Origin of the sequence: Actinomadura hibisca NBRC 15177 (assembly GCF_001552635.1) — a bacterium.
GTDB lineage: Bacteria > Actinomycetota > Actinomycetes > Streptosporangiales > Streptosporangiaceae > Spirillospora > Spirillospora hibisca.
In genome coordinates, this window is the sequence record NZ_BCRO01000127.1 from 1 (window position 1) to 22,127 (window position 22,127).

18 protein-coding genes are annotated in these 22,127 nt (G+C 74.8%); 14 read left to right on the forward strand and 4 right to left on the reverse strand.

Features of this window, described 5'->3' with window-relative positions; all coding sequences use genetic code 11:
• Positions 1-130 precede the first annotated feature (130 nt).
• Together AH6_RS39845 and AH6_RS39850 are read right to left on the reverse strand one after the other, a co-directional pair.
• On the reverse strand, positions 131-934 hold the full coding sequence (locus tag AH6_RS39845) for an enoyl-CoA hydratase (RefSeq protein ID WP_067491268.1): 804 nt from the start codon (positions 932-934) through the stop codon (positions 131-133).
• Between the two features lie 41 nt (positions 935-975).
• Complete coding sequence (locus AH6_RS39850) at positions 976-1,635, reverse strand: class II aldolase/adducin family protein (protein WP_067491270.1); 660 nt, start codon at positions 1,633-1,635, stop codon at positions 976-978.
• A gap of 73 nt (positions 1,636-1,708) precedes the next feature.
• On the opposite strand from AH6_RS39850, the gene AH6_RS39855 reads away from it, so the two are divergent.
• Entirely contained in the window at positions 1,709-2,680 is a 972-nt protein-coding gene (locus AH6_RS39855) for a carbohydrate kinase family protein (RefSeq protein ID WP_083983917.1), read from the forward strand.
• Positions 2,681-2,784: 104 nt separating this feature from the next.
• On the opposite strand, the gene AH6_RS39860 is transcribed toward AH6_RS39855, so the two are convergent.
• On the reverse strand, positions 2,785-3,447 hold the full coding sequence (locus AH6_RS39860) for an ACT domain-containing protein (RefSeq protein ID WP_067491272.1): 663 nt from the start codon (positions 3,445-3,447) through the stop codon (positions 2,785-2,787).
• A 197-nt stretch (positions 3,448-3,644) separates the two neighbouring features.
• On the opposite strand from AH6_RS39860, the gene grpE reads away from it, so the two are divergent.
• The 10 genes from grpE to AH6_RS39910 all read left to right on the forward strand — a co-directional run bounded on the left by grpE (position 3,645) and on the right by AH6_RS39910 (position 18,345).
• Positions 3,645-4,322, forward strand: a complete 678-nt coding sequence (gene grpE, locus AH6_RS39865; RefSeq protein WP_067491273.1) for a nucleotide exchange factor GrpE — start codon at positions 3,645-3,647, stop codon at positions 4,320-4,322.
• Between the two features lie 43 nt (positions 4,323-4,365).
• The gene (locus AH6_RS39870; RefSeq protein WP_067491276.1) at positions 4,366-5,949 is read left to right on the forward strand and encodes an Hsp70 family protein; all 1,584 of its coding nucleotides are present in this window, start codon (positions 4,366-4,368) and stop codon (positions 5,947-5,949) included.
• Between the two features lie 19 nt (positions 5,950-5,968).
• Positions 5,969-8,650 (forward strand): hypothetical protein, encoded by a 2,682-nt coding sequence (locus AH6_RS39875; protein ID WP_067491277.1) that lies wholly within the window; start codon positions 5,969-5,971, stop codon positions 8,648-8,650.
• Between the two features lie 43 nt (positions 8,651-8,693).
• Positions 8,694-9,983 carry a TRAFAC clade GTPase domain-containing protein gene (locus tag AH6_RS39880; RefSeq protein WP_245679684.1) on the forward strand — a complete coding sequence of 430 codons (1,290 nt, stop codon included), beginning with the start codon at positions 8,694-8,696 and terminating at the stop codon, positions 9,981-9,983.
• 4 nt (positions 9,984-9,987) lie between these two features.
• Positions 9,988-12,375, forward strand: a complete 2,388-nt coding sequence (locus AH6_RS39885; RefSeq protein WP_067491281.1) for a GAP1-N2 domain-containing protein — start codon at positions 9,988-9,990, stop codon at positions 12,373-12,375.
• A 4-nt stretch (positions 12,376-12,379) separates the two neighbouring features.
• The gene (locus AH6_RS39890; RefSeq protein WP_067491283.1) at positions 12,380-14,152 is read left to right on the forward strand and encodes a TRAFAC clade GTPase domain-containing protein; all 1,773 of its coding nucleotides are present in this window, start codon (positions 12,380-12,382) and stop codon (positions 14,150-14,152) included.
• 141 nt (positions 14,153-14,293) lie between these two features.
• Entirely contained in the window at positions 14,294-15,268 is a 975-nt protein-coding gene (locus AH6_RS39895) for a PASTA domain-containing protein (RefSeq protein ID WP_067491285.1), read from the forward strand.
• Between the two features lie 115 nt (positions 15,269-15,383).
• Positions 15,384-15,995: a malonic semialdehyde reductase gene (locus tag AH6_RS39900; RefSeq protein WP_067491287.1), complete on the forward strand. Its 612-nt coding sequence runs from the start codon at positions 15,384-15,386 to the stop codon at positions 15,993-15,995.
• Between the two features lie 91 nt (positions 15,996-16,086).
• Positions 16,087-17,424, forward strand: coding sequence for a multidrug effflux MFS transporter (locus AH6_RS39905; protein WP_083983918.1), 1,338 nt, complete (start codon positions 16,087-16,089; stop codon positions 17,422-17,424).
• Positions 17,425-17,442: 18 nt separating this feature from the next.
• Positions 17,443-18,345, forward strand: a complete 903-nt coding sequence (locus tag AH6_RS39910) for an LLM class flavin-dependent oxidoreductase (protein ID WP_067491289.1) — start codon at positions 17,443-17,445, stop codon at positions 18,343-18,345.
• Here AH6_RS39910 and AH6_RS39915 read toward each other — a convergent pair.
• Positions 18,342-18,920 carry a TetR/AcrR family transcriptional regulator gene (locus tag AH6_RS39915; RefSeq protein ID WP_157432017.1) on the reverse strand — a complete coding sequence of 193 codons (579 nt, stop codon included), beginning with the start codon at positions 18,918-18,920 and terminating at the stop codon, positions 18,342-18,344. The two genes, AH6_RS39910 and AH6_RS39915, sit on opposite strands and share 4 nt — an antisense overlap.
• 113 nt (positions 18,921-19,033) lie before the next feature.
• On the opposite strand from AH6_RS39915, the gene AH6_RS39920 reads away from it, so the two are divergent.
• The 3 genes from AH6_RS39920 to nadE are packed head-to-tail and all read left to right on the forward strand — an operon-like array spanning position 19,034 to position 21,960.
• Positions 19,034-20,017: a phosphotriesterase family protein gene (locus AH6_RS39920; protein WP_067491292.1), complete on the forward strand. Its 984-nt coding sequence runs from the start codon at positions 19,034-19,036 to the stop codon at positions 20,015-20,017.
• Positions 20,014-21,090, forward strand: coding sequence for a S1C family serine protease (locus tag AH6_RS39925; protein ID WP_067491294.1), 1,077 nt, complete (start codon positions 20,014-20,016; stop codon positions 21,088-21,090). The genes AH6_RS39920 and AH6_RS39925 overlap by 4 nt, the downstream gene beginning before the upstream one ends.
• Before the next feature lie 30 nt (positions 21,091-21,120).
• Positions 21,121-21,960, forward strand: a complete 840-nt coding sequence (gene nadE, locus AH6_RS39930; protein WP_067491296.1) for an NAD(+) synthase — start codon at positions 21,121-21,123, stop codon at positions 21,958-21,960.
• Positions 21,961-22,127: the final 167 nt, after the last annotated feature.

Consider the following 22,127-nt stretch of genomic DNA (forward strand, 5'->3'; position numbering starts at 1 on the left):
CTCGCCTTCGACTTTGCCCCGCAGGGACAGTTAGGCACTCGCGTGACGGCTGAGGTCTTTGAGACAAGCCCTAGCCGTGGCCGCCAGCCAGACCCACACGCGGCTGTCAGCCGAGCCCGACCCGGGGCCGTCAGTCGCGGAACTCCGGCGCGCGGTTCTCCTTGCGCGCCTGGATCGCCTCCTCGAAGTTGCGCGTGGTCAGCCGCACGAACAGCTGCGCCAGCCCCTCGTGGTCCATGTGCGCGTTCAGGCTCCCGGCGTCCAGGCCCGACCACAACATCCGCTTGGTCAGCTCGACGCCGGGACGGCTGAACCCGGCGATCCGCTCGGCCAGCTCGTAGGCGGTCTCCAGCAGCTTGTCGCCGGGCACCGCGCGCGACACCAGGCCGATGCGCTCGGCCTCGGCGGCGTCCACGTCGCGCCCCGACAACATGATCTCGAACGCGCGGGACGCGCCGATCGCGCGCGGCAGCAGGTAGCTCAGCCCCAGCTCGCTCGCGGTCAGCCCGTTGTTGATCCCGGCGGCCCGGAAGTAGGCGGTGTCGGCGGCGAGCCGGATGTCGGCGGCCAGGCTGAGGCACAACCCGCCGCCGATCGCGGGCCCGTTGACGGCGGCGATCACCGGCTGGTGCAGCCCGCGCAGCGCCGCGACCACCTTGTCCAGCAGCTCCATCGAGCGCAGCGCGATGCCGGAGACCGTCAGGCCCTCGATGCCGGGGATGCGGCCGGGCGACTCCAGGTCGGCGCCCGAGCAGAAGCCGCGCCCGGCGCCGGTGACCACCACGGCGCGGACGTCGTTGTCGCGGCCGACCTCCTCCAGCGCCTCGCGGAAGGGCACCATGACGTCGAAGGCCATCGCGTTCATGCGCTCGGGCCGGTTGAGGGTGATCAGCGCGACGTGCGGCCGGGGCTTGTCGAGCAGGACGAAGGACATGGGCGGGACATCCCCTCTCGGTCAACCTAGCAAGCGCTAGGTTACACATCTTCCGCCGCGCGGCGCGGCCACGCGGGCGGGTTCAGCGCCCGCTCCACCACCCGCGCGAGCTGCTCCTCGCTCAGCACGCGCGGCTCCCCGATCGTCTTCGCCCGCACGTACACCCCGCACAACCACTCCAGCAGGCGCGCGTGCTCGAACGCCTCCTCCAGGTCGCGGCCGACGGTGACGCCGCCGTGGTTGGCCAGCAGCGCCGCGCGCATCCCGCCCGCCATCGCCGCCCGCACGCTGGCCGCCAGCTCCGGGGTGCCGTAGGTGGCGTACTCGGCGACCTTCACCACCCCGCCGAGCAGCAGCGTGTTGTAGTGGACCGGCGGCAGCTCGTCCATCGTCGTGGCGACCACCGTGCCGTAGGTCGAGTGGGTGTGCACGATGGCGGCCGCGTCGGTCTCGGCGTACAGCGCCAGGTGCATGGGGGTCTCCGACGACGGGGCCCGCTCGCCGTCCACCAAGTGGCCCTCGACGTCCACGACCGGGCAGTCGCCCGGGGCCATGCGGTCGAGCATCACCCCGCCCGGCGTGACGGCCACCAGGTCGCCGACGCGCACGCTGACGTTGCCCGCCGCGCCGACCACCATCCCGGCCGCCGCCAGCCGCCGCCCGGTCTCGCACAACGCCGCGCGCTCCCGTCCCAGAATCATGTGAATCCCCTTCACTTTCGACGGCCCGTGGGGCGTACGCTACGGCCCTCACGATCAGCAAGGGAGATCCGCCGTGTCCCCCACCGAGCCCGCCGCCGCCCCGTCCGGCACGCCTCCGCGCCCGACCGTCGTCACCCTCGGCGCGCACATCGTGGACGTGCTGGCCCGCCCCGTGGAAGCCATCCCGCCCGGCCAGGACACCGTGGTCGTGGACCAGGTCCGCGTCACCGCCGCCGGGACCGCCGCGGGCACCGCCGTCACGCTGGCCCGGCTCGGCAACCGGGTCGTGTCGGTCGGCGCGATCGGCGACGACGCGCTGGGCGACCTGCTGACCGCGATGATGGCCCGGCACGGCGTGGACGTCTCGGGGCTCGTGCGCCGCACCGACGACCAGACCAGCGCGTCGATCCTGCCGATCCGCGCCGACGGCGGCCGCCCCTCCTTCCACGTGCCCGGCGCGAACCTGACGCTGGCGGCGAGCGCCGTCGACCCCGGCCTGCTGGCCGCCGCCGACGCGGTGCACGTGGGCGGCCCCGACGTGGCGTTCGGCCTCAACGACCCGGCGTTCCTCGACGCTCTGGACGCCGCCCGCGCCGCCGGGACGATCGTCACCATGGACCTGCTGTCCAACCTGCCCGACCTGGTCGCCGCGACCGCCGCGTTCCTGCCGCACGTGGACTACTTCCTGCCCAACGAGGAGCAGGCCCGCGCCATGACCGGCGAGGACGATCCCGAACGCGCCGCCCGCGCGCTGCTCGCCCAGGGCCCCAAGGCCGTGCTGGTCACCCTCGGCGCGGAGGGCAGCCTCGTGGTGTCGGCCGAGGGCGCGCATCACCTGCCGGCGCTGAAGGTCGAGGTCGTGGACACCACCGGCTGCGGGGACGCCTACTGCGCCGGGTTCATCACCGGCCTGCTGCACGGACGTGATCTGCGGGAATCGGCGCGCTGGGGCACCGCCGCCGCGGCGACCGTCGCGCAGGGGCTGGGCTCAGACGCGTGCCTGACGGATCTGGACGGCGTCCTGGCCCTGCTGGCGGAGGAATGAAACGTCGGGAATGAAACATGGCCCCCGGTGCGACCGCGCCGCCGCACCCGAGGGCCATGTCCAACAAAGTAGACGCTTGAGACGTCTCTCCGGTTTCCCGCTCGTTACGAACTACGTACTAGATCATGGTCCGTCGTGCCGTCGAGCACCGCTTCGGCCGCACCCGCGAGCTGCGCGAGCCGGAACACCTCGGTGCGGTGGAACGGCGGCGCGCCGGTGCGGGCGACCACCAGCACCAGATCACCGGTCACCGGGCTGATCGCGTACTGGGTGCCGTCCGGCGCGGTGAAGGCGCGCGGCCGCACCGGCTCCAGGTCGGGCAGCCCGTCCCCGGCCGCGCCGTCCGCGTCGGCCGTGCCGGGCCCGCTGCGGTGCCGCGTGGCCGTCCCGCCGGGGCCGGTTTCGGCCAGCGCCGCCCAGTCGGCGCTGAGCAGGCACGGCACGGCGTCGGCCAGCGTGACCGCGCCGCGCGCGGGATCGGCGGCGAGCTGGCCGATCAGCGCGGCGTCGGGGAAGGCGCCCTGCGGCTCCGCCGTGGGCCAGACGCCGACGATCTCCACCCCCGGCACCGAGCCGAGCCCGTCGCAGAGCCGGTCGATCCCGGCCCCGGCGGACCAGGCGACGGTGAAGTCGTCCAGCGCGCGGCCGTTGTCACGCTCCAGCACCGTCATCTGGACCACGTCCGCGCCCGCGACGCCCAGGATGCGCGCCACCTGTCCCAGCGAGCCGGGACGGTCCGGCAGCCGGACCCGAATCCGCAGCAACATCGTCACCTCCTGTACCCCCCTCGTGTCCCCTCCGCGCCGTTCGCGCCGTGCGCCCAGCGTGGCGCGGGCGCGTTTCGGACGTGTTACCCATACGTCTCATCACCGAGAAGTCTGCGCCGGGCTTGGCAAAGACACGACCGGGGAAGGTCAACGGCGGAGCTACCTTTGGCAATCACGGGCCATTAGGGTGACTGAACGTGTCGAACGACCGGGAGCGCCCAGTCAGCAGGGGCCCCGCGGCGGAGCCCGGGGCCGGTTCCGCCGCGCCCGAAACCGCGCCCCCGACCAGCGAGGACACCGGGGGGCTGGTGGCGGCGCTGGCCGCCCTCACCGAACGCCTCGACCGCGAGCACGAGCGCGCCGCGCACCGCGAGGCCATCATCGACCGGCTGCACGAGGAGAACCAGCGGCTGCGCCGCGACGAGCTCCAGTCCGCGCTGGAACCCGTCCGCACCGCGCTCTACCGGCTGCACGACCAGGTGCGGCGCGCCGCCGCCGACTGGGCCGCCGCCCCGCCCGCGCCCGAACGCGCGGCCGCGCTGCTGGAGTCGGTCGCGGGCGACGTGCTGGACGCGCTGGCGGGCACCGGCGTGGAACGGTTCCCCGTCGAGCCCGGCGTGCCCTACGACGCGACCCGGCACCGGCCGGTGGACGTGGAGACCGTCACCGACCCCGCACGGGCGCACACCGTCCGCGCCGTGCACACCGAGGGGTTCGAACGGGCGGGGCGCGTGGTGCGCAAGGCGGGCGTCCGCGTCGGCAAGCCCGCGCCGGACGCCCCGCCCGGCAACGCCCCTGAGACGAACGGCGGGTCAACGGCTGGGTCAAGTCGCCTGCGCGCGGGCGAGCGGAGCGAGACGATGAACGAGCGATGACCACCCCCCGCTGAGGGACCGAGGGACTGAGGGACCAAGGGACATGGCTGTCTACGGGATCGACCTGGGAACCACCTACTCCTGCATTGCCTCCATCGACGATGTGGGACGCCCCGCGGTCCTGCGCAACCTGGAGGGCACCGACACCACCCCGTCGGTGGTGTACTTCGAGAGCGGCGACAACGTCGTGGTCGGCGCGACCGCCAAGGACACCGCCGTCCTCGAACCCGACCACGTCGTCAGCCTGATCAAGCGGGACATGGGCCGCGAGGTGGCGCGCAGCATCCACGGCTTCGACTACACGCCCGAGGAGCTGTCGGCGTTCATCCTGCTGAAGCTCGCCACCGACGCGCGCACCACCACCGGCGACGAGACCCGCGACGTGGTGATCACCGTCCCGGCCTACTTCGGCGCGGCCGAGCGCGACGCCACCCGCAAGGCGGGCCGCATCGCCGGGCTCAACGTGATCGACATCGTGTCCGAGCCGATCGCGGCCGCCATCACCTACGGCGTGCTGAACCCCGAGGCCGACCGCACGATCCTGGTCTACGACCTGGGCGGCGGCACCTTCGACACCACCGTCATCGCGCTGCGCGGCGGCCACATCGAGGTGGTGTGCACCGACGGCGACCACGAGCTGGGCGGCGCCGACTGGGACGCGCGGCTGGTGGAGTACCTGGCCGAGCGGTTCCGCGCCGAGCACCCCGACGCGGGCGACCCGCTGGACGACAAGCAGACCGAGCAGCAGCTGCGGCGCGACGCCGAGGACGCCAAGAAGGCGCTGACCACCCGCACCGCGCACACCGTCCGGGTGATGCACGACGGGCGCGCGGCCGCGATCGAGGTGACGCGGGAGAAGCTGGAGGAGCTGACCCGCGACCTGCTGGACCGCACCGTCGAGATCACCGGCCGCACCCTCACGACCGCCGCCGACAAGGGCGTGCACGACTACGACGACCTGGTGCTGGTGGGCGGCTCCACCAAGATGCCGGTGGTCGCGGCGCGGCTGGAGACCGAGCTGGGCCTGCGGCCCCGGCTCCAGGACCCCGACCTCGCGGTGGCCAAGGGCGCGGCGCTGTACGCGTTCGAGGAGACCTACCGGCGGCTGGTGCGCGAGGGCGCGACCGAGCGGGCGGCGGAGATGGCGAGCCGGGCGGGCCTGTCGGCCGAGCAGCAGGAGGCGATCGCGGGGCGGCGCATCCGCACGGTGGCCTCGCACGCGTTCGGGATCGTGGTGGTGGACCGGGAGACCGGCGCCGAGCACGTGGCGCACCTGGTGCACGCCAACGACGAGCTGCCCGCGGCCCAGACCGAGAACTTCTTCACCGTGCACGACGACCAGGCGTCGGCGGACGTGCGGGTGATGGAGCAGGCCGGCAGCGTGGAGTCGGCCGAGCTGATCGACAACACCGAGATCGCGACCGGCGAGGTGCGGGTGCCGCGCGGCAAGCAGGCGGGCTGGCCGATCGCGGTGACGTTCGCGCTGGACGCGTCGGGGCTGCTGAACGTGACGGCGGTGGAGCAGGAGACCGGCGACACCCTGGAGCTGAAGGTGGACGTCGGCGGCATGTCCGAGGAGGAGGTCGAGAAGTCCCGCAAGGCGTTGTCCCGCGTCCAGGTGAGCTGACAGGTGAGCTGATGACGGTTTGAGCTTCGACGAGGACTACCAGCGGGCGGTGCTGGAGCCGGCGCGCGCCGCCGGCGACCGCCCGCCCGACGACCTGCGCCTGCGCTACGCGCTGGAGGACCCGCTCACCCCCGAGCGGGTCGCGGCGCGGGTCAAGCAGGTGCGGCAGTGCTGGCGGCGCGCCCGCGGCCAGCTCAAGTACCGCACGCTGATCGACCGGCTGGAGGCCGGGCACCGGGAGCTGGCGCCGCTGTTCCAGGCGGCCGAGCGCGGTGACCTGCGGCCGCTGGCCGAGCGGCTGCGCGGCGGGCGGGCGCGCGACGAGCGCCGCGCGGGCGTCGCGCGGGCGCGGTTGTCGGACGCGGCGGGGCTGCTGAAGATGGTGACGCCCGCCGAGCTGGCGGGCATCGCGCGGGCCGCCGGGGTGTCGCCCGAGGAGCTGGCGGGGGTGGCGGCGGCCGACGGCGTCGAGGTCGTCGAGCCCGCCGCGCTTCCGGTCGCTCCCCCGTACGCGGCCTACCGCAAGGTGCGCGAGTCGCTGGACGTGCTGGGCGAACGGCATCTGGCCGCGTTCGTGTTCGGCCCGGCGCTGCGCGGCCCCATGCGGGTGCTCGACGGGTTCGACGCGCCCGGCGTGACGCTGGACGCCCAGGCGGTGAAGGCGGCGGGCGCGCAGTGGGCGCGGCGCAGCCGCGACACCAGCACCACCCACGCCGACACCGTGCTGGCGGCGCTGCGGTCGGGCGCCGACCTGACCGAACTGGTCCGCTACGACATCGTTGAAAGACTGCGTGAGCGGCTGCGGCAGCGCGCCTCCGAGCGGGCGCTGCTGCGGCACGCCGCCGAGGAGCTGGGCGTGGCGGCCGAGGACGCGCGCCGCCTGGTGTTCGCGGTGCTGCGCGAGACGGGGCAGAGCGGCGGCGGGCCCGCCGGACGGCTGCGGGCCCTGCTCGACGCGGGCGAGGTGCGTGCCGCCGCCGAGCTGGCCGACGCCCTGCAACAGGACGGCGCGGCCCTGCCGGAAGAGGCGTCGGTGCTGGCCGGGGAGGCGCGACGCCGCGTCGCGACCGCGCTGCGGCTGCGCGAAGCCGCGCTGGCCGAGAACGACCCCGACCGGGCGTGGCGGCTGCTGGCCGACGCGCTGGAGCTGGCCGGTGACCTGCCCGGCGCGGCCGAGCACCAGCGGCGGCTGCCGCCGCTGCCCGTCCCGGCGGTGCGCGCCGACGTGGAGCGCGGCGACGACGACGGCGCGGTGCGGCTGTCGTGGGAGCCGTCGCCGTCCACGGCGGGCGAGGTGCTGCACCACGCGGTGCGGCGGCGCGGCCGTCCCCCGCGCGGCGCGGCCGACGGCGAGCCGCTGCCGGGCGCGCGCGACGACCGGCCGCCGGTGAACGTGCCCCTGTACTACGGCGTGGTCGCGGTGCGCGGCGAGGCCGCCGCTCCCCCGGCCGTCGCCGGGCCGGTGGTGGTGCGGCCCGAGCCGCGCGGCGTGGAGGTCCTGCCCGGCGACGGCGTGGTCACCGGCCGGTGGCGGCTGCCGCGCGAGGCGGCGCGCGTGCTGGTCGTGCGCGACGGCCGCACGGTCGCGGCCGGGCGCGAGGGCTTCCAGGAGCGCGTCGCCAACGGCGTGACCCACCACTACCGGGTCAGCGCCGTCTACCTGGACGAGTCGGGCCGCGAGGTCGTGACGCCGGGCGTGCGGCGCTCGGTCACCCCCAGCGCGCCGCCCGAGCCGGTGTACGAGGTGGCCGCCGATCCCGACCCGGCCGACCCGGGGTTGTTGCGGGTGCGGTTCGAGCCGCCCGCGCACGGGACCGTCGAGCTGGTGCTGACCGACGGCCCGCCGCCGTGGCCGCGCAGCGCGCTGGTCCCGGTGGAGGAGGTGCGCGCGGTGGGGCGGCGGCTGACGGCGACGCCGCTGGACGGCGGGCTCGCCGTGCGTCCCGGCACCGGCGGGTGGTTGCTGGCGGTGACGGTCGCCGAGGGGCAGGCCGCGATCGGCGGGTATGTGCGGCACGTCAACCTGCCGCCGCCGCGCCGCCTGATCGCCGAGCGGCGCGGCGCGCAGGTGCACGTCGGGTTCGACTGGCCGCCGGAGGTCGCCGAGGTGGAGCTGGCCTACCGGGTCGGCCAGGAGCACATCGCCGCCGGGCGCATCGAGGCCAGCCTCGCGACGTTCGCCAACCTGGTGGAGGTGGGCCGGGCCGAGCCGGAGGGGCCGGACACCGGCCGTCCCGAACGGCTGGTGGTGTCCCGCGCCGCCTACGACACCCAGGGCGGGGTCCGGCTCGCGGTGCCCGAGGACGAGGCCGTGGAGATCTCGGTGGCGGCGTCCGGTTCGGTCGGCGGCGCGCGCGTCACCGGGCCCGCGGTGACCGCCGAGGTGGCCGCCCGCATGCTGGTCCGCTACGACCTGGAGCGCGGCGGCCCGCCGTGGCGGCGGCACCTGACGGTCCGGCTGTCAGCGCCGCGCCCGCTGCGGGTCGCGCGCATCGACCTGGTGCTGCGCGCCGGGCGGGTGATGCCGCACCGCGCGGGCGACGGCGAGACCGTCGCGTCGTGGACGCAGGTGCCGGTGCCCGGCGAGCTGTCGTTGCCGATGCCGACGGTGGCGGGGCCGTTCTGGCTGCGCTGCTTCGCCGAGGATGATGTGGTGGAACTCGGCGATCCCCCCGTCCGACGGCTCCAGATCGCCCGATGAACCGCCCGACCAGCCGTCCGGCCAGACTCACGCGGAGGTACCGGTGTCCCTGCCGTCACGGGCGAGCCTGCGGATGAGCCCGCCCCGGGTGAACCTGCCCGGCTGGCCGGGGCTGCCCGCGCCGCCGGAGATCACCTGCCCGTACTGCTTCGCGGAGCTGGCCGCCGCGCGCGTCCCGTTCCGCTGCCGGGGGCAGGCCGGCCGCCGGTCGGGCTGCGCGCCGGTGCTGGACCGCGAGCTGGCCGACTACACCGGCTCGACGGCGGGCGCGTCGTTGCCGCCGGTGTTCGACGCCCCGGCGCGGCGCGGCCGGGGCGAGGGCCGCGCGGTGTGCCCCGGCTGCGGGCAGGCGACCGGCAACCGGGTCTGCCCCGGGTGCCACAACCCGCTGCCGTCGGCCTACTGCGACTCCCCCGGCCGCATCGTGGCGCTGGTCGGCGCGAAGAACGCGGGCAAGAGCACCTACATCGCGGTGCTGCTGCACGAGCTGATGAACCGCGTCGGCACCGAGCTGGACACCTCGCTGGTGGCCTGCGACGACCGCACGATCGAGCGCTACAAGCGCGACTTCGCGCGTCCGCTGCTGGAGGAGCGGCGGCTGCTGCCGACCACCGCGAGCGCCGCGACCGCGCCGCGCGAGCCGCTGGTGTACCTGCTGACGCGCAGCCGCCGGGCCCGGTTCGCGCGCGAGCGCACCGAGTCGCTGGCGCTGGTGCTGTTCGACACCGCGGGCGAGGACCTGCGCAGCCGCGAGGTCCGCGACCTGCACCTGCGCTACCTGGAGGCGGCCGACGCGATCATCTTCCTGGTGGACCCGCTGGAGCTGCCCGGCGCGGACGCGGCCGTGGCGGCGGCGGGCGGCGCGGGCGGGGACCGCACGCCGGGCGACGACCCCGACAGCGAGCCGATCAACATCATCGCGCGGGTCACCGAGGCGTTGCGGCAGCGGCACGGCACCCGGCCCGGCGAGCGGCTGCCGGTGCCGGTCGCGGTCGCCCTCACCAAGATCGACGTGCTGCGCCCGGCGCTGCTGCGGCAGTCGGCGCTGCACCGCTCGCGCTCGGGGGCCGGGGTGCTGGACCTGGACGACCGCGAGGCGGTGCACGAGCAGGTCCGGTCGTTGCTGCACGAGTGGCAGGCCGGGCAGCTCGACACCTACCTCGGCCAGCAGTACGCCGACTACGCGCTGTTCGGGCTGTCGGCGCTGGGCGGCACGCCCGAGGGCGGCCGGGTCGGCGCGGGCGGCGTGCGGCCGTACCGGGCCGAAGATCCGTTGTTGTGGCTGCTGTACCGGTTCGGGATGCTGGACGGATCTCGCGGCAAGGGCGGGTGAGGCGGTGGCCTGGCAGCTGCACTACACCTCCGCGCGGCGCGGGCCGACCGGCCGGGCGGGATTCCAGTTCGTCGCCGAGACGCCGGGCCTGCCTGACGGGACGCGGGCGGCGGTGACGCCGTACCTGTCGTACCGGCCGCCGCCGGACGCGCCGCCCGAGCCGGGGGACGGGGAGCTGGAGCGGTTCCCGGTGACGCTGCTGTACGACCGGGTCGCGATGCACGAACGCGTGCGTCCGCTGCTGCTGCGCTGCCGCTACCTGGGCCGCGACTACTCGGGCCGCTACGGCAACTTCTTCGCGCACGCGGTGGTGGCCGAACCCGACGAACTGGAGGGCCTGCGCCCGGCCGAGCTGTGGCGGGCGGCGCTGTGGTCCGACCAGCCCTCCCCTGGCACAGACCTGCCGGAACTGGAAGACCTCACCCCCGACGCCGCGCTGGCGCCCGATGCTCTCGCCGGTTGGCTGGCCGGGTTGCCGGACGGCTACTCGCTGCTCGCGCACCTGGTGGACGCGGTGACAGGGGTGCTGGGCCGGGGCCACGGACGGGTCGTGCTGGTGTCGGGCGACATCGAGCAGGTGGCGCGGTGGATCGCGGTGTTGTCGTACTCGCTGCCGGTCGCGGCGGCGGCGCGGATGTCGTTCGTGACCTACAGCGCCGACCCGGACGGCGCGGCGCAGCGCGTCGTGGGGACGACACCGGACGTGTGGGCGACGGCGCATCGCGCGGGCGCGCACGCGTTCGCGCTGGACGAGACGCCGTCGGCAGGGGCGGGTGCGGCGAGCAGGTTCGCGCGCACGGTGGCGGGATGCTGGCGCGAGGCGGACTTCGCGGGCCTGGACGCCTTGGGCGAACTGGCCCTGCTGGACACCGTTCCCGACCAGACCGGCCCCGACCCCGCCGCGCTGGACCGGGCGGCGGCGCTGCTGGCCCTGTGCCGGGGCGAGACGACGGTGACCATGGCGGAGGAGGCGGGCGCGGCGCGTCTGCTGGCCCGGCACGGCGTGACGATCCCCGACTGGGTGTGGCGCGACCTGGTGCCGGGCGTGCCCGCGATGGGCTTCGACCTGGCGGTGGCGGTACACGGCCGCGCTCGGGACGCGGGCGCACCCGACGTGGCGGCGCAGTGCGCACTACGCGCGACGGTGCTGGCGGTGGCAGACGCCGAGGTGCGCCCGCTGCTGGCCCGACACGCACACCTGCTGACGGACCTACCCCCCGAAGCCCGCGCGAGGCTGGCCGCAGAAACGTCGGCAGCCCTAAAGGCGGCACCGCCCCTGACCGCCATCGCGCAGATAACCGCCGTAGCCGCCCGCGTAGGCATGACACCAGATCCGGGCGAGGTGACAACAGCGGCGATGGCACACGTCCAGGCAAGAAAAACGCCCCTGGACGAGGATCTGGCCACCGCCCTGACCACGTGTCCGTCCGAGACGAGCGACGCCCTGCTGGAAGGCGTCCTACGCGCCCTGGCAGCAGCCGACGCCACAACCCGCACGACGTTGCTGACCGACACGACCTGCGACCTGCTGGCCCACCCTCTCCTCACCACCCCGCCGCCCCCTGGCAACTCCGGCGCAGCACCGGACGGCGAAGGCGCGCTCTCTGCATTCCCAGAAGTCGCGCTACCCGTGCTGGCCTCCGTCGGGCGGCGGCGTCGGGAGCAGCGCGTCGCCGTCACCGGGGCGCTTCTCGCACTCCCCGTCTCCCCCGCCGACCTTGACCCCGCCCTCGGCGGGGTGTGGGCTGTGCCGCCCGACGCCGCCGAGTGCCTGCGTCTACTGGATGCGCACGCCGACCGGTTCGCCGAGCATCCCGCGCTGGCAGCCCTGCCGTCGCGGACGTTCGGGCGGCTGCGCGCCGGTGCGCTCAGCAAGCCGTCCACGTTGCGGCTGGCCGCGCGCGTGCAGGCGCTGCTGCCCGATGATCCCGCCGCGCGTGACGCCGCCGTCGTGCGCGCCCATTCCGACGCGCTGGCCGCCGACGAGCCCGAGCACGTCGCACGAGCCCTCGCCACGATCTGCGCCAGCGCCGCTCACCTGGCAGAAGAGGCGCTGGACAGCGTCGCGGCGCGGCTGGTCCGGCGCGCCCCCGCCTTCCGCGCGGCGGTCCTGGCCGCCGCGTCCGCGCCCGTGCGGGCCAGGCTCGGCGCGTGCTGGACCTCCGGCCTGCCCGACCGGCCGCACCGCGCCGACCACGCCCCCCGCCACGAGCTGATCGAGGTCGTGTTGCGGCTGCGCCGCCGGGGCGTCACCGAGCCGGGGCTGGACGCCTGGGCGCGCGCCGCCGCCTCCCGCCGCTTCGCCGCCCGGCGGCTGGAGGCCCACCTGTCCGGCGAGCCCGGCCTGCTCGCCGCGCTGCGCGAGCTGCTCGACCAGGATCCGGGGAGGTGAGCCGGTGCATCCCCTCATCATGGTGCTGCTGATCGTGGTGTGGCTGGCCGCCATGTGGCTGGGGTTCTGGGTGTTGTTCCCGGTGTTGTTCCCGGCCGCGCTGCTCACCGCCGCCGCCGCGGCCGCCGGGCTGTACCTGCTGCACGCCGCGCGCACCCTCGTCCCAGCCGCCCGCACCGGGCCTTCGCCCGTCGCCCAGCCGGAGGTGTCCTACCGGCACTACCTGCTCGGCCAGGTCTGGCGCGACTGGTGGGCCATCACCGTCACGGTCGTGCCGCGCGTGTGGACCACCGCCCGCTCGGCGTTGTCCCGGCTCACCGGCACGCTGCTGCTCAGCGGGCCGTGGGGGTTCTTCACCTTCCCAGTGTGGCTGGCGTTGTGCGCGGGCATCGCCGCCGCCGCGCCGCCCGCCGCCGTGCTCTGGGTGGCGCTGACGCTGCTGTACGGCGCGATCGCGGCGGTCGGGCTGGGGGTGTGGCTGGTGTGCGTGTTGCTGCTGGCCGCCGTGGAGCGGGTCTTCATGGCCTACGGACGCATCCTGCAAACGTGCCCGCACCCGTTCTGTTACGAGCGCATCGGCCTGCCGGTCTACGCCTGCCCCAGCTGCGACGTCCGGCATCCCGCGCTGGCTCCGGGGCGCGCGGGCGCGTTCCGGCACGTGTGCCGGTGCGGGGCGCGGTTGCCGACGACGGTTCCGCTGGGCCGGTTCCGGCTGACGGCGTACTGCCCGCACTGCGACAAGCAGCTTCCCGAACGGATCGGGCGGGTGCGGGTGGAGCCGTTGCCGATCGTGGGCGGCCCCGCCGCCGGGAAGACGACGTTCATGGTGCTGGGCATCCGCGCCCTGCACGCGCGGGCGCGCGGCGTGCACGGGCGGCTGGCGTTCGTGGAGGAACGGCACGCGCAGGCGTACGCCGCCATGATCCGCGAGTTCCGGCAGGGCGGACGGCCCGCGAAGACCGGCCCGGAACTGCCGCTGGCGACCATGCTGGACGTGGAGCTGCCCGACAGCGGCAAGAAGGGCCGCGCCAACCGCCGCATCCTGTACCTGTTCGACCCGGCGGGCGAGCACTACACCGGCGCGACCGAGGTGGAGTCGCTGCGCTACCTCGACCACGGCGAGGCGCTGCTGTTCGTGCTGGACCCGTTCGCATTGCCGCAGATCCGGCACGCGCTGACCGCCGCCGAACGGGAGCTGGTGGACCGGGCCGCCGCCCCGTCCGAGGAGGACCCGGCCGACACCCTGCAACGGGTGCTGAACGAGCTGCGTACCCGTCCCGACCAGGGGCGACAGAAGCGCGTCGCGGTCGTCGTCACCAAGCTCGACCTGCTGGTGCGCACCGAGATCGGCCGGTCCCTGGCCGAGGGCGAGGAGCTGCGCGCGTGGCTGGCGCGGGTCGGGCTCGGCAACACCGTGCGCACCCTGGACCAGGTCGCCGGGCGGGTCCGCTACCTGGGCTCGGGCCTCGGCACCGACCCGGCCGCCGTCGCCGACCTGCTGAGCTGGGCGTGCGGGCTGCCGTCGTCCGACGCCGCGACCGCCCCGGCCGACTCCCCCGACCCCGGCCACGAGGTGCCGGGCACCGCGCCGCTGCGCGCGCCGTGGCAGGTGCGGGGTCGCGACCGCGCGCGCGTCCCGGCCGGTTACCAGGCGGGGCGGTGGGCGGTGCTGGCCGGGCTGTCGGCGCTGACGGTCGCCGCGCTGGTGCTGGCGGCGGTGGCGCTGGCGGAGTTGTCGGCGGCGTCGGTGGTGACCGCCGACCGGCTGCCGTTCTGACCGGAAAAGACGATCTCGGCCGGTCAAGGCGGGTCGGTCGTGGATCGATGCCGTTATGGGCATGGCCCGAACCCGGGCCGGGGCACCGGCGTCCCACGACGCAAGAGGGGACGAGACCCCGCCTGACGATGGGGACGGCCGATGCCCGAGCAGGACCCGCAGACGCCCGGCCACGAGCGGCCCGCGCCGGGCCCCGTGCCCTGGCAAGGCGGCCAGCCGCCTGCCGGGCAACACGAACAGCAGGGCGCATGGCGCCCGGAGGACGCGGGCCGCTCGGAGGAGGGCTGGCGTTCGCAGGAGACGAGCCAGCCGCAGGAGGCGGGCCGTCCAGGGAATCCGGGCCCCTCCGAGAGCGCATGGCGTTCGGGAGACGCCGGGAACTCACAGAAGGGCTGGCGCTCCGAGGAGACGCGCGCCGGAAGCACCAGTAGCGCCGAACCGGCGGCCCCGGACAACGGGAACTTCCTGGAGCCGGAGATGTCGCGGCGTGCGATGTTGCTGCTGGGCGGCGGTGCCAGTGTGGCGGTGGCGTCGGTGCTGGGCCTGACCCTGCTGATCGGCGGGACCGGCGCGAGCCCCGCGCCCCGCGACGGCGGGTTCGCCGCCTCGGAGGCGCCGGCCCCCGCGTCCCCGCCCGCCGAGCAGCCCACCGCGACCGCCTCGCCGTCCGCGAGCGCCGGACCGTCCGGCACGCCGAGTCCTTCCACCAGTCCCACCGCACCCGCCGCGACCGTGCCGCAGGTGGCCGGGCTCGGCTCGATGACGGCCGTGGGGCGGCTGGCGAACCGGCGCATCCCGCTCGGCGCGCTGATCCGCGTGCCGTCCTCGCAGGCCACCGGCCTGGTGCTGCGCAGCCATCCCCCGGCGGGCACGCCGCTGCCGCCCGGCGGCGCGGTCACCCTGTACGTGTCGGCGGGCCAGGGCGGCGCGGTCACCGGCGCCCACGTCACCGTGCCCTACTTCCTCGGGCAGACCGAGCAGCAGGCGCGCACCTCCGCCGCCGGGCTCGGCCTCCAGGTGACGGTGAACGGCACCGGCGGCACGGTCACCGGGCAGGGCTTCGCGCCGGGCGCGCGGCTGCTGCGCGGCTCCACCGTCGCGCTCACCCTGGGCTGATCATCCCGGCGGGTGTGACGCACCCCACTCTCTGACACGGCAGATAACGGACGGTCATCTCGTTGAGGATTCTCGGGCCCCCCGCCGGGCCCGCTCCCGACAGAGAGGCGACGAGATGACCACGTCCGCGACCGAGGAGACCCTCGCGCTGAGCCAGGCCGCCCAGGACCTGCTGTTCCGCGAGGCGCGCACCGCCAACACCTTCACCGCCGAGCCGGTGGGCGACGAGCAGCTCCGCGCCATCTACGAGCTGGTGAAGTGGGCGCCGACCGCGATGAACATCCAGCCGCTGCGGCTGGTGGCGGTGCGCTCGCCCGAGGCCCGCGAGCGGCTGGTGGCGCACATGGCCGAGGGCAACAAGGCCAAGACCGCCTCGGCCCCGCTGACGCTGATCGTCACCGCCGACGCCGACTTCCACGAGCACCTGCCGACGACCTTCCCGCACAAGCCGGACGCCCGCGAGCAGATGGCCGCCAACCCCGGCCGCGAGCGCATGGCGTTCTTCAACGCCACGATCCAGCTCGGCTACCTGATCGTCGGCATCCGCGCGGCGGGCCTGGCCGCGGGGCCGATGGTCGGGTACGACGCCGAGGGCGTCAAGAAGGAGTTCCTGGGCGACGGCAACCAGCAGGTCGTGGCCGTGGTGAACGTGGGCCGTCCCGGGCCGGACGCCTGGTTCGCGCGCAACCCGCGGCTGGAGTACGAGCAGGTCGTCACCGAGATCTGAGCGGTCCTCCCGGCCCCTGCCTCCCCCCAATGTGCGCGTCGCCGCGCCCCGTCCGGCGCGGCGACGCGCTTCGTCACGTCCAGGAGTCCCCATGCCCGAGGCGGCACCTCCGCCCGACGCCGTGAACGGCGTCCCGTCCGACGCACAGCAGGCCACCGGGGCGTCCCCGCCACCGCCCGCGCAGGCGTCCACGTCGCACGCGCAGGCCACCGAGACGTCCACGCCGCCGTCCATCGTGCCCGACCGGCGGTTGCGGCTGATCGTCGTGCTGGGCGCGCTCACCGCGATCGCGCCCCTGTCGATCGACATGTACCTCCCCGCCCTCCCCCGCCTCACCGCCGACTTCGGCACCGGCCCCGCGCAGGCGCAGCTCACCCTCACCGCCTGCGTCATCGGCCTCGCGGCCGGGCAGGCGGTCGCGGGTCCGCTCAGCGACGCGCTGGGCCGCCGCCGCCCGCTGCTGGTCGGGCTCGCGCTGTACGTCCTCGCCTCACTCCTGTGCGTCCTCGCGCCGACGATCGAGACGTTCGTCGCGTTGCGGCTGGTGCAGGGCGCGGCGGGCGCGGCCGGGATCGTCATCGCCCGCGCCATCGTGCGCGACCTGTACGACGGCACCGCCGCCGCCAAGTTCTTCTCCATGTTGATGCTGGTCAACGGCCTGGCCCCCATCCTTGCCCCCGTCCTGGGCGGCCAGTTGCTGCGGCTGACGCCGTGGCCAGGCGTCTTCGCCGTGCTGGCCGGGATCGGCGTGGCGCTGCTGCTGGCGTCGCTGGCCTGGCTGGGCGAGACGCTGCCGCCCGACCAGCGCGAGACCGGCGGCGTGCGGTCCACCCTCGCGACCTTCGGGACGCTGCTGCGCGACCGCGTGTTCGTGGGGTACGCGCTGGCGCTCGGCCTGGCGTTCGCGGCGATGTTCTCCTACATCTCCGGCTCGCCGTTCGTGCTCCAGGACCTCTACCACCTGTCGCCGCAGACGTTCAGCGTCGTGTTCGGCGTCAACGCGCTCGGCATCGTCGCGGTCGGGCAGCTCAGCGGCTGGCTGACCGGCCGGGTGGAGTTGCGGCGGCTGCTGGCGGCCGGGCTGGCGGTCGTGACCGTCGGCGGGCTGCTCCTGCTCGCGGCGGTGCTGGGCGACCTCGGCCTGCCCGGCGTGCTGCCCGCGCTGTTCCTGGTGGTGGCGGGCCAGGGCCTGGTCCTGCCGAACGCGACGGCGCTGGCGCTGTCCGGCCGCCCGCCCCGCGTCGCCGGGAGCGCGTCGGCGCTGATGGGCGTGACGCAGTTCGCGCTGGGCGGGGCGATCGGGCCGCTGACCGGCCTCGGTGGGCGCGGCACCGCGCTGCCGATGGCGCTGGCCATCGCCGTCTCGGCGGTGGCCGCCGCGCTGGCCGTCGCGGTCACCTCCCGAGCAAGGGTTGCGTCAGAGGACTGACCGGCCTACCGTCGGGACATGATCGTCCGTATCGGCTACGCCCCGGCCGCGGCCGTCCCCGACCCCGCCGCGCTCGCCGCCCTCGCGCGCGGGCTGGAGCGCGAGGGCTTCGACTCGTTGTGGGTCACCGAGCGGGCCACCGGTCCCGGCGGCGACCCCAACGTCGTGCTCGCCTACGCCGCCGCCCTGACCTCCCGGATCAAGCTCGGCCACGCGGTGATGACGCTGCCGGGCCGCTCCCCCGCGCTGGTCGCGCAGGAGCTGGCGACGCTGGACCGGCTGGCGGGCGGCCGGCTGCTGCCCGCGTTCGGGCTCGGGCAGCGCGATCCGGGCGAGCAGCAGGCGTTCGGGGTGCGGCGCGAGGACCGCGCGGCGATCTTCGAGGAGGCGCTGCCGCTGCTGCGCCGCCTGTGGGCCGAGGACGAGGTCACCCACCACGGCGAACGTTTCCGCTACGACGCGCTGCGCGTGCGGCCCAAGCCCGTCAAGGGCGGTTTCGACGTGTGGATGGGCGGGGCGTCGGACGCCGAGCTGCGGCGCGCCGGGCGGCTGTCGGACGGCTGGCTGGCGGCGTTCTCCACCCCCACCGAAGGCGAGCAGGGCCGCCTGACCGTGCAGCGCGCCGCAGCCGAGGCGGGGCGCGAGGTCGAGGAGGAGCACTTCGGAGCCGTGATCCCCTACCGGCGCGGCCCGCTGCCCGAACGCGCCGAGGCGCACTTCGCGCGGGCCCGCCGCGTGCGCGGCCCGGCTCCCCTGGACGACGTGGTGCCCGACCTGGACGGCCTGCCCGCCCACCTCAAGCGGATGATCGAGGCGGGCCTGTCGAAGTTCGTGCTGGCCCCGATCGTGCCGCCGGACGACTGGGACGCCGAGCTGGCCGAGGTGGGCGCGGCGGTGCTGCCGCTCCAGACGCGCCGCTAGCGCGGCCGGAGCCCCGCGAGCACGAAGGCGGCGACCTCGTCGGCGATGCGGTCGGCCGATTTGGGCCCGTCGGCGCGGTACCACTGCGGCATCTGGTTGACCATGCCGAGCGCGACCAGCGTCACCGTCTCGGCCGAGGCGTCGGCGGCGAACACCCCGGCGGCCTGCGCGTCGGCCACCACCTTGCGGAAGGCGACGTGGTAGCGGCGGCGGTCGGCGCGCACCGCGTGCATCCGGGCGTCGTCCAGCCGGTGCATCTCCCGGCCGAACACCTTGGCCTCGTCGATGTGCTCGGCGGTACTGCGCACCAGGGCGGCGATGACCTCCCGGACGGTGTCGGCCGGGGGCAGCCCGGCGGCCAGGACGCGGTCCAGGTCGGCGAGCTGGCGGGTGATCAGCGAGTGGTAGATCTCGTAGAGCAGGTCGTCCTTGGAGTCGAAGTAGTGGTAGAGCGCGCCCTTGGTGACCGCGGCGGCCGCCACGACCTGCTGGACGGAGGTCCCGTCGAAGCCGCGCTCGGCGAACAGCCGGACCGCCGCGTCCAGGATGCGCCGCTCCACCGCACTGCTGCGCACGGTGCCGCCCCTCAACTCCCGGACCTCCCACCGACGTGTGCCATTGACGGGTGCCCCGTCCCGCCAATAGCTTGCCAGAAAACCGACCGGTCGGTATGCGCAGAGGAGCCCCGATGCCCGCAGTCGAAACGGCACGCGGACCCGTAGACGTCTCGGCGCTCGGCCGGACGCTCATGCACGAGCACGTGTTCTTCATGAACACCGAGTACGTCGAGAACTACGGCTCGGGAGGCTGGTGGGACGAGGAGGAGCGCGTCGCCGACGCCGTCGCCAAGCTGCGCTCGCTCGTCGAGCGGGGCGTCACCACGATCGCCGACCCGACGGTGTGGGGCCTCGGCCGCTACATCCCGCGCATCCAGCGGATCGCCGAGCAGGTGCCCGACCTCAACGTCATCGTGGCGACCGGCCTGTACACCTACGACGTGCTGCCGTTCCAGCTGCACTACCGGGGTCCGGGCACGCTGCTCGAAGGGCCCGAGCCGCTGGTCGCCGACTTCGTGCGCGACCTGACCGAGGGCATCGCCGGGACGGGCGTCAAGGCCGCCTTCCTCAAGTGCGCCATCGACGCGCCCGGCCTCACCCCCGGCGTCGAACGCGTCATGCGGGCGGTGGCGGCGGCCCACCGCGAGACCGGCGCGCCGGTGACCGTGCACACCCACAGCCCGTCCGGGTCGGGCCGCGTGGTGGCGGACCTGCTCGGCAAGGAGGGCGTGGACCTGGCGAAGGTGGTGATCGGGCACGCCGGCGACAGCAACGACCTGGACTACCTGACGGAGCTGGCCGACACCGGCGCGATCCTGGGCATGGACCGCTTCGGCCTGGACCTGCTGAACCCGACCGCCGACCGGGTCTCGACGATCGTGGCGCTGTGCGAGCGCGGCTACGCCGACCGGATGGTGCTGGCGCACGACGCGTCCTGCTACAACGACTGGTTCGGCCCCGACCCGGAACTGCTGCGCGGCCTGGCGCCCAACTGGCACTACGAGCACATCAGCGACGACGTGCTGCCCGCGCTGCGCGAGCGGGGCGTGACCGAAGAGCAGATCGACCGGATGCTCGTCGACAACCCGCGCCGTTACTTCTCGCGCGAGTCGTGAACCGCGGGTCGAACTCGCCGGGCTGCCTGCTGGTGGCGGCGGCCCTGGCCGTCCTGGTCGCGGTCGTGCTGGGCCGTCCGCTGCTGGCGGGCGACCCCGACCCGGTCGAGCCCATCGCCACCGAGGCGCCCGTCGCGCGGAACACCGCCAAGCCGAGCGGCCGCCGCCCCGGCGTGGTGAACATCGAGAGCGAGCAGGGCCTGAGCGGCACCCTGTCGGCCGGGACGGGGATCGTGTTCACCGCCGACGGCCTGGTGCTGACCAACAACCACGTCATCCAGGGCTCGACCGCCGTCACCGGCACCGATCCCGACCGCCGCCGCTCCTACCGCGCGACGGTGCTCGGCTACGACAAGACCGGGGACCTGGCGGTGATCCGGCTGGAGCGGGCGTCGGGCCTGAAGACGGCGGTGTTCGGCGACTCGTCGCGGGTGCGTCCGGGCGACCCGGTGACGGCGGTGGGGAACGCGGGCGGCAAGGGCGGCACACCGGCCGTGGTGACCGGCGCGGTGACGGCGCTGGACCAGACCGTGACGGCCCGGGACCAGAGCGACGGCACCACCGAGCGCCTGACGGGCCTGATCGAGACGAGCACGCCGATCAAACCGGGCGACTCGGGCGGCCCGCTGCTGAACACCGGCGGCCAGGTGATCGGCATCAACACGGCCGCGTCGGGCGACTACAAGATGGAGACGCGCGGGGCCCGTCGCGGCTACGCGATCCCGGCGACCCGCGCGCTGGCGGTGGCGCGCCAGATCGAGCGCGGCCAGGCGTCCCCGACGGTGCATATAGGGCGGACGGCGCTGCTGGGCGTCCGGGTGCGCGCGGCGGGGACCACGACGGGCGCTCTGGTGGCCGAACTGGTCCCCAACACTCCCGCGTCCAGCACGGGGATGCGGCGGGGCGCGGTGATCGTGGCACTGGGCGGCGTCGCGGTGGACTCGCCGGAAAAGCTGACGGAACTGATGCTGGCGCAACATCCAGGCGACGTCGTACGGCTGGAGTGGATCGACCCCAACAACGGCCCGCGCCGCTCCGCCGAGGTGACTTTGACGGAGGGCCCACCGCAGTAGGAAGGGGAATACGGCCAGTACAGTACGTGGATGGCGAACCTCAGGGAGCAGATCCTCGCCGAACTCGGCGTCAAGGCGACCATCGACCCGAAGCAGGAGATCCGGCAACGGGTCGACTTCCTCAAGGACTACCTGAGGTCGACCCCGGCCAAGGGCTACGTGCTGGGGATCAGCGGCGGCCAGGACAGCACGCTCGCGGGCAGGTTGTGCCAACTCGCCGCCGAGGAACTGCGCGCCGAGGGCCACGAGGCGACCTTCGTGGCGGTACGGCTGCCGTACGGGGTGCAGGCCGACGAGCACGACGCGCAGATCGCACTGGAGTTCATCAAGCCGGACCGGACGACGGCGGTGAACGTGAAGCCGAGCGCCGACGCGGTCTCGGCGGAGACGTCGACCGCTCTGCGAGTCCTGTTGGGAGAAGACGCCGCCCTGCGGGACTTCGTGCGCGGGAACATCAAGGCGCGCGAGCGGATGGTGATCCAGTACTCGATCGCGGGCCAGCTGAACCTGCTGGTGGCGGGCACCGACCACGCGGCCGAGGCGGTGACGGGCTTCTTCACGAAGTACGGCGACGGCGGGGCGGACGTGACCCCGCTGACGGGCCTGACGAAGCGCCAGGGCGCGGCGCTGCTGAGGGAACTGGGCGCGCCGCCGAGCACGTGGGAGAAGGTGCCGACGGCGGACCTGGAGGACGACCGACCGGCGCTGCCTGATGAGGAGGCGCTGGGGTTGAGGTACGCCGAGATCGATGACTATCTGGAGAACGCGGACGTGACGGCGGAGGTGGCGAAGCGGGTGGAGTCGGTGTATTTGGCGACGAGGCACAAGCGGACGGTGCCGGTGAGCCCGCTGGATGGTTGGTGGCGTTAGGGCCGCGGGGTCATGCTCCCTCGGAGTTCTCTCCCTAGGGGCTCTCTCCCTAGGAGCTCTGGGGCCAGTCCCGCGCGCGTGACCGGTGACCTCAGTCCCGTGCCCTGCACCCGGCCAGTGACCCCAGCCCCGTGCCCGAACCTGACCGGTGACCCTGGCCATCGGGG